The organism is Pseudomonas sp. UBA1879 (assembly GCF_002338065.1).
Lineage (GTDB): Bacteria > Pseudomonadota > Gammaproteobacteria > Pseudomonadales > Pseudomonadaceae > Aquipseudomonas.
In genome coordinates, this window is the sequence record NZ_DDHJ01000019.1 from 25159 (window position 1) to 39599 (window position 14441).

Annotated in this window: 14 protein-coding genes, 1 pseudogene and 1 riboswitch; of the genes and pseudogenes, 11 read left to right on the forward strand and 4 right to left on the reverse strand. The window is 57.9% G+C overall.

The genetic code is table 11. The annotated features are described in order from the left end of the window. Nucleotides 1–22 precede the first annotated feature (22 nt). The 7 genes and pseudogenes from B3N48_RS22920 to B3N48_RS22945 all read left to right on the forward strand — a co-directional run bounded on the left by B3N48_RS22920 (nt 23) and on the right by B3N48_RS22945 (nt 4336). Complete coding sequence (locus B3N48_RS22920) at nt 23–1384, forward strand: DUF6861 domain-containing protein (RefSeq protein ID WP_296187618.1); 1362 nt, start codon at nt 23–25, stop codon at nt 1382–1384. Then, nucleotides 1385–1993: a GAD-like domain-containing protein gene (locus B3N48_RS22925; RefSeq protein ID WP_296187619.1), complete on the forward strand. Its 609-nt coding sequence runs from the start codon at nt 1385–1387 to the stop codon at nt 1991–1993. It begins immediately after the preceding gene. A gap of 90 nt (nt 1994–2083) precedes the next feature. Further along, nucleotides 2084–2314: a polymorphic toxin type 15 domain-containing protein gene (locus B3N48_RS26995; protein ID WP_414704275.1), complete on the forward strand. Its 231-nt coding sequence runs from the start codon at nt 2084–2086 to the stop codon at nt 2312–2314. 113 nt (nt 2315–2427) lie between these two features. Next, nucleotides 2428–3069, forward strand: coding sequence for a GAD-like domain-containing protein (locus B3N48_RS22935; RefSeq protein ID WP_296187620.1), 642 nt, complete (start codon nt 2428–2430; stop codon nt 3067–3069). Next, nucleotides 3053–3148: pseudogene (locus B3N48_RS22940) on the forward strand (DUF3298 domain-containing protein); the annotation flags it as partial. The gene B3N48_RS22935 and the pseudogene B3N48_RS22940, both read left to right, overlap by 17 nt. A gap of 242 nt (nt 3149–3390) precedes the next feature. Beyond that, complete coding sequence (locus B3N48_RS27000; RefSeq protein ID WP_414704276.1) at nt 3391–3600, forward strand: polymorphic toxin type 15 domain-containing protein; 210 nt, start codon at nt 3391–3393, stop codon at nt 3598–3600. 109 nt (nt 3601–3709) lie between these two features. Further along, on the forward strand, nt 3710–4336 hold the full coding sequence (locus B3N48_RS22945) for a GAD-like domain-containing protein (protein ID WP_296187622.1): 627 nt from the start codon (nt 3710–3712) through the stop codon (nt 4334–4336). A 76-nt stretch (nt 4337–4412) separates the two neighbouring features. On the opposite strand, the gene cytX is transcribed toward B3N48_RS22945, so the two are convergent. Both cytX and thiC read right to left on the reverse strand, forming a co-directional pair. After that, entirely contained in the window at nt 4413–5705 is a 1293-nt protein-coding gene (gene cytX, locus B3N48_RS22950) for a putative hydroxymethylpyrimidine transporter CytX (RefSeq protein WP_296187624.1), read from the reverse strand. Between the two features lie 156 nt (nt 5706–5861). Next, nucleotides 5862–7748 carry a phosphomethylpyrimidine synthase ThiC gene (thiC, locus tag B3N48_RS22955; RefSeq protein WP_296187625.1) on the reverse strand — a complete coding sequence of 629 codons (1887 nt, stop codon included), beginning with the start codon at nt 7746–7748 and terminating at the stop codon, nt 5862–5864. Between the two features lie 170 nt (nt 7749–7918). Continuing rightward, nucleotides 7919–8023, reverse strand: a riboswitch (TPP riboswitch). 165 nt (nt 8024–8188) lie between these two features. Between thiC and B3N48_RS22960 the strand changes: the two genes are divergently transcribed. Further along, entirely contained in the window at nt 8189–9628 is a 1440-nt protein-coding gene (locus tag B3N48_RS22960) for a TolC family outer membrane protein (protein ID WP_296187626.1), read from the forward strand. A 96-nt stretch (nt 9629–9724) separates the two neighbouring features. On the opposite strand, the gene waaA is transcribed toward B3N48_RS22960, so the two are convergent. Further along, the gene (gene waaA / locus B3N48_RS22965; RefSeq protein ID WP_296187627.1) at nt 9725–10999 is read right to left on the reverse strand and encodes a lipid IV(A) 3-deoxy-D-manno-octulosonic acid transferase; all 1275 of its coding nucleotides are present in this window, start codon (nt 10997–10999) and stop codon (nt 9725–9727) included. A 14-nt stretch (nt 11000–11013) separates the two neighbouring features. Continuing rightward, nucleotides 11014–11898, reverse strand: a complete 885-nt coding sequence (locus B3N48_RS22970; RefSeq protein WP_296187628.1) for a LysR family transcriptional regulator — start codon at nt 11896–11898, stop codon at nt 11014–11016. Between the two features lie 108 nt (nt 11899–12006). On the opposite strand from B3N48_RS22970, the gene B3N48_RS22975 reads away from it, so the two are divergent. The 3 genes from B3N48_RS22975 to B3N48_RS22985 all read left to right on the forward strand — a co-directional run bounded on the left by B3N48_RS22975 (nt 12007) and on the right by B3N48_RS22985 (nt 14411). Continuing rightward, nucleotides 12007–12339, forward strand: coding sequence for a DMT family transporter (locus B3N48_RS22975; RefSeq protein ID WP_166596043.1), 333 nt, complete (start codon nt 12007–12009; stop codon nt 12337–12339). Between the two features lie 78 nt (nt 12340–12417). Then, nucleotides 12418–13593, forward strand: coding sequence for an NAD(P)/FAD-dependent oxidoreductase (locus B3N48_RS22980; protein ID WP_296187629.1), 1176 nt, complete (start codon nt 12418–12420; stop codon nt 13591–13593). After that, the gene (locus B3N48_RS22985; protein WP_296187631.1) at nt 13590–14411 is read left to right on the forward strand and encodes an aldo/keto reductase; all 822 of its coding nucleotides are present in this window, start codon (nt 13590–13592) and stop codon (nt 14409–14411) included. The genes B3N48_RS22980 and B3N48_RS22985 overlap by 4 nt, the downstream gene beginning before the upstream one ends. The last annotated feature ends 30 nt before the right edge of the window (nt 14412–14441 follow it).

A 14441-nucleotide genomic window follows, 5' to 3' on the forward strand; every position in this document is an offset into this window, starting at 1 on the left:
CACCACTGTCAGGGAGACGGGGATGCTTCAAGGGATTGTCCTGCCCTCTTGGTTTGAAATCGAGGAGCGGCTCGTTCGCGAAATCAGAAGTACAGGCCTGGGCGAGTTTCGTAGTTACTTCAATGAACATCTGCCGTCGATCAGTACAGTGATACGTCGTGTGGATCATATTCGTACAGCGTTCTACCGCGCTGAGATCGAAGCCGCCCATTTATTGAAGCAGCGTTTCGCTGACATTGATATCAGAGAGGTCGTGCAGGAACTGTTGGGCGTCGTTGGCCAGATGGCGTTGATCGTGGCTGGCAGCGTACTGACTGGAGGCGTCATCGGCGCCAGTGCAGGCGCCTTGGCAGGCGGTGTCGGCATTGTGCCGGGCGCTTTTACCGGCATGGCAGCGGGACTGCAAGCCAGCAGCTGGATATTGACCGTACTGGGCCTGGCGTCGATTGCCGACTACTTCGTCGATGGGTTGCCCGCGATCCTCGAACACTATTTCACTGGCATCCAAGTGGTGTGGAACGGCACACAGGGCGACGACGGCCTGAATCCCTTCGGCGCAAACGAACTGCTGGTGGTCGAAAGTGCGTCCCATCACTTCGCCCGGGGTCACGTCGAAGTCGTGGTGCTGCTGCTCAGCGCCATCGTCGACTACCTGACCCGAGGCCGCGGAAGCATCGGCAAACTTGCCAGCGAAATGCGCGCCAGTAGCAAAGGCCAGCGTCTGGCGCAATGGATGATCAAGCATGAAGATACGCTGAAAAGGCATCCGGACCTTAAACGCCCGACTCAACCTAGCGGCTCCCACGCCCCCAAGGATTCGCCACCCGCACACCCGAAGAGCGAACAGATCGCACACAAAAAACCGATGGGCATGCCGGAGCATAAAGTGCCATGCTTCAGCGCAGATAATCTGCACTACAGCAAAATCCCGGAGTTCGACCGGCAATTGGGCGGACAGGAACGCGGGTTGAACGACCTGACAGTGGATGAGTATTTGCGAGGGCGGGAGGCGTTTAAGGCTGGCGATGTGGTTAGGGATCCGAAGGTGGCTAAGAGTGCACGTAACCTAACGCTCATTAAGTTCAAAAACGATTATTTTGCAGATTTTCTTGCAAAAAATCACCCTCCCAATGAGGCGGAAAGAATGGCCAGCGACAAAGCGGTTAGAAAAATGTCCACTTTGGCGGCTTTGCATAATCCCGACCTGATCGCGGGGGGCAAAGATTTCATTGGCGACTTTGGCGATAAGAAGATCAATGCCAGCATTGGTCCACAATGGCGAAGTCGGATAGGTGGACTCGACATCGCTGTGAAAGCCATACCCGAAAGCGCAAGAAAAAATACCCTGCTATCCGTAAAACTCATTCGCTGCGGAAAAATTTAAATGGATGACTTCTTCAAGATTTTCCTGACGAAATTTGGACCACCTTTTCATCGTGACGAAGCACCCGCATCGAGCATTGCCCGCTATCGAGAAAAGCTTCCCAATCAACTGTTGGTTTATTGGGAAGAATATGGATGGGGAGGTTATGCTGATGGCTTGTTCTGGATCGTCAACCCTCAGGATTACGAGCCAATCGTTAAGGAATGGGTTGACCAAAATCCCGCTATCGCCAAGGACACATACCATGTAATTGCAAGGAACGCATTCGGCGGGTTGCACCTATGGGGAGAAAGAACCGAACGTATTCTAACCATTGACGCTTGTTGGGCGCTTTTCTCCTACATGACCTCAGGCCTATCGAAAGACATGTGCATCCGCTCTTTTTTTGCAATCCTGGACGTTGATCATTGTGATCCTCAAGAACTTTTCCAGTGCGCTATGGATCGCTTGGGGCGGTTGAGAAACGACGAAATGTATGCATTCGTTCCCGCATTGGCACTGGGCGGTGTAGCTCAAGCCAAGTCACTGGACAAAGTGACGACAGTTGAACATCTTTTGTTTCTTTCACAGCTGGAGCCGCTACGGCAGATCGCGTCAATGGACGTTTAACTAACAGCCGACCAGAGTCGCACTGCCAGCGACTCCGGCGATCTAGACTAGTATCTGCGCGGGCGAAGGGCGTATACGGCGGGGAGTAAGGTGAGAGATCCGAAAGTCGCAAAAGATGCACGTAAGGATTTTTCGAACGAGCTCACGGATAGAATTACGGGCGAACTGATGATGAAGGGTAGTTTACCGACTCAAGCCAAAATCGAAGCCAGACGTCTAGCCAAAGAAAAAATGGCCACACTGGCCGCACTTCACAATCACGATCTGTTTGCAGGTGGAAAAGACGTAATTTCAGGCTTTGGGGATCGGAGAGTCAACTGAAGCATAGGCGCTCAATGGCCGAACCGAATAAGTGCTTTGGACGACGCTGCAAAAAATACCGACGTGTCAACCCGAGCCAGCACACAATTAAATGCAAGACTGGAGAGATGTCGATGAGTGATCAGACGGAAGATTACTATGAGTGTTTTTTTGAGGATATGGGCGCGCTGTATTGCCGGAGAGAGGTTCCCAAATCCTCGATTGAAAAATATAAGAATACGTTCCCACCTCTGTTGCTTTCACATTGGGAAAACTATGGCTGGACAGGTTATGGGGATGGGATTTTCTGGACAGTAGATCCCAGCGAGTTTTCCCCGTTTATCCAGGCATGGGCGATGGATTCGGGTATCGAGCATGCCACTTCATTTCATGTCATCGCCAGAAGCGCATTTGGAAATTTGTACCTCTGGCAAGAAAGCACCGGAAATCGTTTAAGCATAAACTCTAAATATGCGCGATACACTCTAGGCGCAGAGAATCAAATGCCCGCCGATAAACTGGACATAAGCGTTCAGTCATTTTTCATATCAAAGAGTCGTGAGGGCTCCGATTTTGACGATATGTTCAACAGCGCACTTAAAACACTAGGTCCTCTACAACCCGATGAAATGTACGGCTTCGTACCTGCCCTGGCACTCGGCGGCCCGGCGGATCTGAAGCATCTGCAGAAGGTCAAAACCATTGAGCACCTCACTTTTCTGTCCCAGCTCACGCCGCTGACGGATTGGGGATTCCCGGACCTTGGCTCGCTTTGATCTGCGCATCGATCTGAAGATTCCTTATCCGCAGCTTAACGGGATCATCAAGCCTGAGCTGTTTCTTGGCCGCAGCTGACATCCCCACTCGTCGACCAAGCCCCTTTCGGCAAAACCGCTGCAAGGGGCTTTCTTTTTCCGCGATATAAATTCGATCACCAGACGCAACAATTGAAGAAACTTCCTACATATAGGCAATTAGATGGACAGGAGAAAGGGCTCAACAATCTCACGGTGGATGAATATCTGCGGGGGGCGGGAGGCGTTCAAGACTGGGGATAAGGTGAGGGATCCAAATGTAGCGAGAATCGCACAAAAAAAATGAAGAGTCAGATGGAAAACAATATATATGACGAATTAATCTTGAGCGGCACACCTCCGTCAAAAGCCAAAGCACTAGCTGCAAGAATAGCTTTCGAAAAAATGAGTACACTTGTCGCTCTGCATAATCCTGACCTTGTAGCGGGAGGAAGGAACTCTATAGGTGATTTTAGAGGCAGAAGCGTGAATGCAAGCATAGGATCACAGTAGAAAAACCGGATATCTTCACTGGATGCAGCTGCAAACGAGGTTCACCCTCGCCAACGCCGCAGCACTAAATTGAACGCTTCATTTGAACGTTGCAAATGAGGAGTAGACCGTGGACGAACACTACAAAACTTTCACTGAAGAATTTGGGCCGGGATTCGCCCGTAGGGAGGTTCCGGACTCTACTCTTATACGCTATGCAAGTAGACTTCCCAACCAGCTTCTGAAGTATTGGGAAAAGTACGGATGGTGTGGGTATGCGGATGGAGTATTTTGGACCGTCAACCCTCAAGAATATGATGAGATTATCAATGCTTGGGTTACTGCCATCCCCGTACTTGCGAATGATCGACTCCATGTGATCGCTCGCAGCGCGTTCGGGGACCTTTACATATGGGGTGAAGAGAAAGGGCACTGCCTAACTGTATCCAGCCTTACCTCTCGCTATTCGCTGCGCACTTCCAAACTGACTGGGGAGCATTCAAACATCGGAGTACAATCTTTCTTTTCCTTTATGCAGAAGGACCATAACGACTTCTGCGAAAGCTTCGGGTCGCTTCTGGCGAAACTCGGTCGGTTGGAAGCCGATGAGATGTATGGACTCATTCCAGCCTTAGCGCTAGGCGGAAGTGTAGATCTAAAAAACTTTGAAAAAATCAAAACAATTGAACACCTCACCTTCCTCTCTCAGCTATCACCTTTGAGAGACTGGGGCTTTCCAGATCTAGATTCGCTTTGACCGTATGTCGCCTCTACGGGGCGAGAGGCGACACTGTTCTTCTCTTCAATCAACTATGCGGTAGCCGCGCAATGCTTTAGCTAGGCGAAATAGCTGGCTGCGGGTGGCCTTGGATATGCGACAACACCCACTGCAGCACACCTGCAACCACCAGCGCCGGCAACGTCGCACCGAAATTCGGATAAAGATTCGCCAACAGATGGTAGGTCGCAATCCCCCCCAGCCAGGCCAGCAACGTCATCCAGCGCAATCCTGTTGTCGCAACGCCATGGCTGCGACGACGCAGGATGAAGTGGTCCATCAGTACCACGCCGAACAGCGGCGCGAACACGGAGCCGATCAGCAGCAGGAAATTCTGGTATTGCGCCAATGGCGCGAAGCAGGCGATCAACGTGCAGATCACACCGATGGCCAGCGCCAGATGCTCGACTTTGGCTTTCAATAGAATCCCGCTTGAAACAGCGGCCGAGTGAATGTCCGCGAAGGCGTTTTCCGACTCATCAAGCAGGATCAGCAGCAACGGAATGCCCATCCCCGCTCCGGCCAGCGCCAGCAGCAACGCGTTGGCTTCCCCGCTCGGTGCGAACGCCAGGGTGTACGCGACGCCGAGGGTCATCAACCAAAAGTTGCCGAAGAAGAAGCCCAGCGCTGTGCCTCCGAAAACGCCGGTGGCGCGTTTGCCGAAGCGCGAATAGTCGGCGATCAGCGGCAGCCACGACAGCGGCATAGCGATGGCGATATCAAAGCCCACGGCAAACGGCAGCGAGCCGTCGCCCGCTCGCGACCAGAGGGCGGCCAGATCGGCTTTGACAAACAGGTTCCAGGTCAGCCAGACACACGCCGCCAGCAACAGCCAGATGCCCCATTTGCGCAGGATCTGGCGCACGAAGGTCAACGGGCCGCTGACCGCGAGCAAGATGGCGAGCGCGCCGAAGATCAGGGTCCAGAGCAATGGATTGGCCCACAGGCTGGACTCGGAAAACGCTCCGGCGCCGAGCAGGCTGGCAGCATCGCGCATGACGATGATTTCAAACGAACCCCAGCCCACCAGTTGCAGCAGGTTCAGAATTGCAGGCACCGCTGCGCCTTTAGTGCCGAGGCTGAGCTTGAGTGCGGCCATCGACGACAGCCCGGTGTCGCTGCCGATCACGCCCACGGCCGCCAGCAGCAAAACGCCGACCAGCGTGCCGAGAAAGATCGCCAGCATTGAGCCGGACATGCCTAACCCCGGCGCCAGCAACGCGCCGGTTTGCAGGACCATCAAGCCGATGCCGAGGGAGAACCACAGGGAAAACAAATCACGCCCGCCGAAGACCCGCTTGCTGGCGGGAACGGGGATGTCGGGAGAATAGGTGCTGGGTGTGTTCACAGTGTGTGATCTCAAAGAAGCATTTTTCATGGGATTCGTACACAGCCCGCCCTGTAGGAGCGCGCTTGCCCGCGATAGCGTCGGGTCAGACACATCAACGGTGGCTGACGCAACGCTATCGCGGGCAAGCGCGCTCCTACAGAAGGTCGAGGGGTGTCAGACCTTTTTGTACAACTGACTGCCTTCCTGTTTGAACCGCTCGGCCTGTTCGCGCATGCCTTCGGCCACCGACACGTCCACTGCTTCGATTTTCTGGTTGGCCGCGTACTCGCGCACTTCCTGGGTGATTTTCATCGAGCAGAATTTCGGCCCGCACATGGAGCAGAAATGCGCGACCTTGGCCGAGTCTTTCGGCAGGGTTTCGTCGTGATACGAACGCGCGGTGTCCGGGTCCAGTCCGAGGTTGAACTGGTCTTCCCAGCGGAATTCGAAGCGCGCCTTGCTCAAGGCGTTGTCGCGGATCTGCGCGCCGGGATGGCCTTTCGCGAGGTCGGCAGCGTGGGCGGCGATCTTGTAGGTAATGATCCCGGTCTTCACGTCGTCTTTGTTTGGCAGCCCCAAGTGTTCCTTCGGCGTGACGTAGCACAGCATCGCGCAGCCGAACCAGCCGATCATCGCCGCGCCAATGCCCGAAGTGATGTGATCGTAACCCGGCGCAATATCGGTGGTCAGCGGGCCGAGGGTGTAGAACGGCGCCTCGTCGCAGCATTCCAGCTGCTTGTCCATGTTCTCTTTGATCAGTTGCATCGGCACGTGGCCGGGGCCTTCGATCATGCACTGCACGTCGTGCTTCCAGGCGATCTTGGTCAACTCGCCGAGGGTTTCCAGCTCGCCGAATTGCGCTTCATCGTTAGCGTCGGCAATCGAACCCGGACGCAGGCCATCGCCCAGCGAGAAGCTGACGTCGTAGGCCTTCATGATTTCGCAGATGTCATCGAAGTGGGTGTAGAGGAAGTTTTCCTGGTGATGCGCCAGGCACCACTTAGCCATGATCGAACCGCCACGGGAAACGATGCCGGTCACGCGTTTGGCAGTCAGCGGCACGTAGCGCAACAACACGCCCGCGTGAATGGTGAAGTAATCGACGCCCTGCTCCGCCTGCTCGATCAACGTGTCGCGGAACAGCTCCCAGGTCAGGTCTTCGGCGACGCCGTTCACTTTCTCCAACGCCTGATAAATCGGCACCGTCCCGATCGGCACGGGCGAGTTACGGATGATCCACTCGCGGGTTTCGTGAATGTGCTTGCCGGTGGACAGGTCCATCACGGTGTCCGACCCCCAGCGAATGCCCCATGTCAGTTTTGCCACTTCTTCTTCGATGGACGAACCCAGCGCGCTGTTGCCGATGTTGCCGTTGATCTTCACGAGGAAGTTGCGGCCAATGATCATCGGCTCCAGTTCGACGTGGTTGATGTTGGCTGGAATGATCGCGCGGCCACGGGCGATTTCATCGCGCACGAACTCGGGGGTGATCTCTTTGGGAATGCTCGCGCCAAAGCTGTGGCCGGCGTGTTGCTGCTTCAACAGGCCAGCGGCGCGGGCTTCTTGCAGCTTCATGTTTTCGCGGATGGCGACGTATTCCATCTCGGCGGTAATGATGCCCTTGCGCGCGTAGTGCATTTGACTGACGTTGGCGCCGGCCTTGGCACGGCGCGGGTTGCGCACGTGGGCAAAGCGCAGTTTGGTCAGCTCGGCATCGGCCAGGCGCTGTTGACCGAAGGAGGAACTCAGGCCATCGAGGCGTTCGGTGTCGGCACGGTCGTTGATCCAGGCCGAGCGCACGTCGCCCAAGCCTTTGCGCACATCGATGATGACGTTGGGGTCTGTGTACGGACCTGAGGTGTCGTAGACACAAACTGGCGCGTTGATCTCGCCACCGAAGTCAGTCGGCGTCACATCGAGGCTGATTTCACGCATTGGCACGCGGATGTCCGGACGCGAGCCCTGAACGTAGATTTTCTGCGAGCGGGTGAACGGCTGCACCGACCCCGAATCGACTTGGGCGGATTCACTCAGATTGGCGTTTTTTAGTGTTGTACTCATCACAGGCTCTCCAGACATCATCCAGCGGCGGATTGATTTGTCGGAGCGTGAGCCTGATTCGAACGGACGGATGCACCCTGAAATGACACGGATGCTGAGAATCGAAAAACGAGGACTGTTCAAAAAACGAACAAAGACGACCCCGGACGACACTCAAGAGGACTCGCCGGGAGACGAGAAATCTTGTTCCCTACGCAGGCGCTAACCTGATCAGGTTCAACGGGATCCGGATTATCCGATCTCAGCCTCATATCAAGGCACCCCGACAAGAACGGCGTCAGTCTAGACGCCCCACCCCGCGAACGCCAAGCGGTGAATTCAAACGCTCGTTAAATGGCGGATTTACCCGATTGTTGTGGCGAAGCCACGGAACTACACTCGCTACGCGGCGCCAAAGCCCTCTGTACTGAACCGGCGCCAATCACTTCTAGGGAATGTTTATGCTGCGCAACTTTTCACTGGCCATTGCCGTGTCGTGTGCTTCGAATGCAATGGCCGGGGCAGCCGACTTGCCCCTGCCGACCAAAACCGGTCTGGTCAGTGTCTATCAGGAAGCGGTGAACAATAACGCCGACCTGGCTGCAGCCCGCGCCAGCTATGACGCACAGAAAGAAATCGTGCCCCAGGCCCGCGCCGGCCTGTTGCCGAACATTTCGGGGGGCGCCGACGTGAACGACACCCGCACCAAGATCGACCAGCCATCGGCCGTGATCAACCGCAGCGGCACGGTGTATCGCGCCACCTTGAGCCAGCCGATTTTCCGTGCGGACCGCTGGTTCCAGCTCAAAGCTGCGAAGGACGTTAATGAACAGGCCTTGTTGCAGCTCTCAGCCACCGAGCAAAACCTGATTCTGCAGAGCGCCGAGGATTACTTCACCGTCCTGCGCGCTCAGGACAACCTGGCCTCGACCAAAGCTGAAGAGGCCGCATTCAAACGCCAGCTGGACCAGGCCAATGAGCGCTTTGACGTGGGCCTGTCGGACAAGACCGATGTGCTGCAAGCCCAAGCCAGTTACGACACCGCCCGCGCTGCGCGGATCGTCGCCAAGCGTCAGGTGGACGATGCGTTTCAGGCACTGGTAACCCTGACCAACCGCGAGTACAACGCCATTGAAGGCATCGTTCACACGCTGCCGATCCTGGCGCCGACGCCGAACGACGCGAAATCCTGGGTCGATACCGCTTCGCAGCAGAACCTCAATCTGCTGGCCAGCAATTACGCCGTCAGCGCTGCCGAAGAGACCCTGCGCCAACGCAAGGCCGGTCACGCGCCAACCGTCGATGCCGTCGCGCAATACGAAAAAGGCGACAACGACCCGTTGGGCTTCACCAACCCGAACTACACCGGCCAGAGTTTTCACGGCAGCGTCGAGCAACGCACCATCGGCCTGCAAGTGAATATCCCGATCTACAGCGGCGGCCTGACCAGCTCGCAAGTGCGCGAAGCCTATGCCCGCCTCGGCCAGACCGAGCAGCAACGCGAAGGCCTGCGCCGTCAGGTGGTGGAAAACACGCGCAACCTGCATCGCGCCGTCAACACCGACGTTGAGCAGGTTCAGGCACGCAAACAGTCGATCATTTCCAACCAGAGCGCGTTGGAAGCCACGGAAATCGGCTATCAGGTGGGAACCCGCAACATCGTCGACGTGCTGGATGCGCAGCGTCAGCTGTATGCCTCGGTGCGCGATTACAACAACACCCGCTACGACTACATCCTCGACAACCTGCGGTTGAAACAGGCAGCGGGCACCTTGAGTCCGGGGGATTTACAAGACCTGTCGCGCTTCCTGAAACCTGACTACAACCCCGACAAAGACTTCCTCCCGCCGGACCTGGCGAAAGAGGCGGCGAAGAATTTTGAAAGGCCTTCAGAACGGTAACTTGGCGGCCCGCGCATCTTTTCCACTTGGTAATACTTAGCCCTGTGGGAGCCAGTTTGTTGGCTCCCACAGCCTTCGGCCAGAATCAAAAGCGGATCAGTGCAGCCATCTGGCGATCCCATCCAGCAACCTTTGCAAAGCCCCCTGATTGGCCTTCATCACCGCCAACCCGGCATCGGCCATGGCTTTCGCCTGCTCAGGCCGCTCGATCAATCGCTTCACTGCTGTCGCCAAGCCCGCTGCATCGCTCACCTCGTCCAACGCCCCGGCGTTGCGCAGCATCGCGGCGATTTCGAGGAAGTTGAACAGGTGCGGGCCGCTGAGCACGGGTTTGTCCAACGCCGCAGGCTCCAGCAGGTTGTGGCCGCCGTTGGGCACGAGACTGCCGCCGACGAAGGCGATGTCAGCCAGCGCATAGAGAAACAGCAGCTCGCCCATGGTGTCGCCGACCAACACTTCTGTTGAGGGGGTGACGGGGGCGGACGTCGAACGCCGGACGCTGGCAAAACCTTGCTGCTGGCTCAGTTCGAACACGCTGTTGAAGCGCTCGGGGTGGCGCGGCACCAGGATCAGCAACGCGTCGGACCAGGTTTTCAGCACCTCGCGATGGGCCGCCAACACCACTTCATCCTCTCCGGCGTGGGTGCTGGCGGCGATCCACACGGGGCGATCCGTGGTCTGCCACTCCATCCGCTGCTGCACCGCGCGCTCGAGTAACTGCGGGTCGATGGTCAGGTCGAATTTGATCGAGCCAGTCACCGTCACGCACTCCGGGCGAGCGCCGAGGTCACGAAAACGCTGGGCTTCCGTTTCGGTCTGCACAGCGATCAAGCTCATCTCAGCGAGCATTGGGCGGGTCAGCTTGGCGAATTTTCCGTAGCCCCGCGCCGAACGCTCCGACAGCCTCGCGTTCGCCAATACCGTCGGAATGCCCCGTTTCGCGCATTGATGAATGTGGTTGGGCCACAACTCGGTTTCCATGATGACGCCAATCTTCGGCTGAATATGATCAAGAAAACGCCCGGATGCCCACGGAAAATCGTAGGGCAGGTAGCAATGCTGAATACGAGGCTCGTTGACGAACATCGACTGAATGCGCTCGGAGCCGGTCGGGGTCATGCAGGTAATGGTGATCGGCAACTGCGGGTAATGCGTCAGCAAGGCGCGAATCATCGGCGCGGCAGCGATGCTTTCCCCCACGGATACCGCGTGGACCCAAATTCCGCCCTTCTGCATCGGCGGCAGTCCTCGGGCGAACCGCTCGTCAATGCGTTGCGCATATGCCGGGGCCTTGCGCGCCCTCAGCCACAGGCGCAGCGCGATGAAGGGCAGACCGAGGTGAAACAGGAGTGTGTAGAGCGTTCTATTCATGGGCGCGAAGTGTATCAGCCAATGGCTTTCAAATGATGAGTGAAGCATTCGGCGAGCCAGCGCGCGGCTGGCCCTAACGGCTCGTCGCGACGCCAGACAATTTCCACCACCAACGCGGGAGGCGTCCACTCGCTGCTGAGTTCGAGCATTTGATGTTGATATGCCGGGTATTGCACCACATGGCGCGGCAGCCAAGCCCATCCGAGACCGCGCATCAGCAGTTCAGCCATGGCATAAAAACTGTCGGCACGCCAGACCTGCGGGCTGATCTGTTCACCGCCGGGATAGCCGCTTTGCGCCGGGGTGATCAGCAATTGACGATGGCGCGCCAGTTTCTGCCGGGTGATGTGCGGCTCACTCGCCAAGGGGTGATTGGTCGCGCAAACGGTGACCATTTCCACGCTGCCCAACACGCGACGTTCAAGTGCTTCCGGCATTTGCTCATGGTGAAACAGCAACCCGAGATCCGCCCGCCGTTCCAGTAATTTGCGCGCCACATCGCCTTGGGCACCGCTGGCCAACTGCACTTCCACGCTGGGGAAGCGTTCGTCCAGCGCTTCCAGGCTGTCGAGTACCGGCTGATAGGGCATGGCTTCGTCGAGGGCCAATCGCAGGCGCGCCTCCTGCCCACGCATCAAGGCCATCGCCCGGCCATCGAGGCGGTCGCATTGGCGCAGCAGCTCGCGCGCTTCTTCCAGCAACGCGCTGCCCGCTTCGGTCAGACGAGGCTGACGACCGCTGCTGCGATCAAAAAGACTCACCCCAAGATCAGCTTCGAGCAGGGCGATGGCGCTGCTCACTGCGGACTGCGCACGTCGCGATTCCCGCGCCACGGCCGAAAACGAGCGCTGTTCGGCTACGCTGACGAACACACGTATCTGTTCGAGGCTCCACTCCACGACACACCAACCTATCAGTCTGCGAGATAGGTAATGACTTTACCCCATCTGTATACGCTCTAAAATCGGCGTCCATTGAACACTGCTTGTGCACCGAGGATTACCACCATGTCCGCCTACTACCTGCTCGCCATTGCCATCTGCGCCGAAGTGATCGGCACCGTTTCCATGAAGGCCGTCAAAGGCCTGAGCACTCCTCTGCCGTTGCTGCTGGTGATCGTCGGTTACGCCGTGGCGTTCTGGATGCTCACGCTGGTAGTGCGCACGATTCCGGTGGGCGTCGCCTATGCGGTCTGGGCGGGCATGGGCATCGTCATGGTGAGCATCGCCGCGCTGATCATCTACGGCCAAAAACTCGACCTTCCGGCCATTGGCGGCATGGCGATGATTGTGGCGGGTGTCGTGGTGATCCAGTTGTTCTCGAAAACTGCCGGGCATTGAGCCGGACATCAAAGAGGCGGTCATTGAAAAGCGGCTTCCTTTATAATGCCGCGATTCGTTTCGCCACCTGAGGTCTCCATGCCATCTGCTATCTCCACTGACGTCCTGATTGTCGGCGCGGGCGTTGCCGGCCTCTGGCTCAATGCGCGTCTGCGTCGGCAGGGGTTTTCGACGGTAGTGATAGAGAACGGCAGCCTGGGGGGCGGACAGACGTTCAAGTCGCAGGGGATCATTCACGGCGGCGCGAAATACGCGCTGCACGGCGCGCTGTCCGGTGCCTCGGAAGCCATCGCCGACATGCCCCGCCGCTGGCGCGAAGCGCTCGACGGCAAGGGCGAGCTGGACCTGTCAGGCGTACGCCTGCTGTCCGAGGCTCACTATCTCTGGTCGCCGGGCACCATTGCTGGCAACCTCACCAGCTTCTTTGCCAGCAAGGCCGTGCGCGGTCGTGTCGATCAGGTGAAGGGCAGCGACCTCCCCCCCGCGCTGCAAGACCCACGCTTCAAAGGCAAGGTCTATCGCCTGGCCGAACTGGTGATCGATGTTCCGAGCCTTGTCGGAAAACTGTCCGAACTGGCCGGGGACAGCCTGCTCGCCGGGCAAAACATCGAGCCACTGCTCAACGAAGGCGAACTGGTCGGTCTGCGGGTCGACGGACGTGACATCCGCGCCCAACGTGTGGTTGTGAGCGCAGGTGGCGGCACGGCGGACTTGCTCAGAGCGCTGAACGTGAATCACCCGGCCATGCAACGTCGACCGCTGCACATGGTCATGGTCAAGGGCTCGACGCTCAAGCCGCTGTACGCCCACTGCCTCGGCGGTGGCCCCAAACCGCGGATCACGGTCACCACCCATCCTGCCGCCAACGGCCAATGGGTCTGGTACCTGGGCGGTGAGATTTCCGAAGCCGACGGCGTTGCCCGCGAACCGGCGGAGCAGATTGCCTTCGCCAGGAAAGAACTCGCACAGTTGCTGCCATGGGTCGATCTGAGCCAAGCGCAGTTCGCGACGTTGCGCGTCGATCGCGCCGAGCCTCAACAAACCGGCCTGGTTCGTCCGGACAACGCGTTTCTCGACGTGCAGGATCGTCTGCTGGTGGGCTGGCCGACCAAACTGGCCTTGGCGCCTGACTTCGCGGACCGCGTGCTGGCGTCACTGTCTCGGGATGACATTCACCCGATTCCGTCGCCACCCTACCCGGACCTGCCCAAGCCGCCCATGGCCATTCCCCCGTGGGATGAGATGCTGCCATGAAGACCCTGCACGATCTGCATCGCCCGCTGGGCAGCCTCGGTATTCAGGTCTCGCCCATTGGCGTGGGCACGGTCAAGCTGGGCCGTGATCAAGGGGTCAAATACCCCAACGGCTTCACCATCCCCGACGACGATGAAGCCCGCATGCTGCTCAAGCTGGCGCGGGATTTGGGCATCAACTTGATCGACACGGCGCCTGCGTACGGCCGAAGCGAAGAACGCCTTGGGCCGCTGCTGCGAGGGCAGCGCAAGGATTGGGTGGTCGTCAGCAAAGTGGGCGAAGAGTTCGAAGCGGGTCAGTCGCGCCATGATTTCAGCGCCGAACACACGCGAACGTCTGTAGAGCGCAGCCTGCAGCGCCTGGAAACCGACTTCATCGACTTGGTGCTGGTGCATTCAGACGGCAACGATTTGCATATTCTCAACCAGTGCGGCGCGTACCAGACCCTTGCCGAGCTGAAGCGCGAAGGCAAGATCCGGGGCTACGGCTTCTCGGGCAAAACCGTCGAAGGCGGGCTCCTGGCCTTGCAGGACGGAGACTGTGCCATGGTCACGTACAACCTCAATGAACAAGGCGAAAAGCCTGTCCTTGATTACGCTGCTGCCCACAACAAGGGCATCCTGATCAAAAAGGCGCTGGCCAGCGGACACGTCTGCCTCAGCCCGGGCGTCGATCCGGTGCAGGCGAGTTTCGAACTGCTGTTCGAGCATCCTGGCGTCACCGGTGCTATCGTCGGAACGATCAATCCGCTGCACCTGTCCCACAACGTGGCTACTGCCGCTGCCGTGCTACACCATCAGCTTCGCCATCGGCGCTGATGACCGCGGCCGACCCCAACGCAAGAAGGA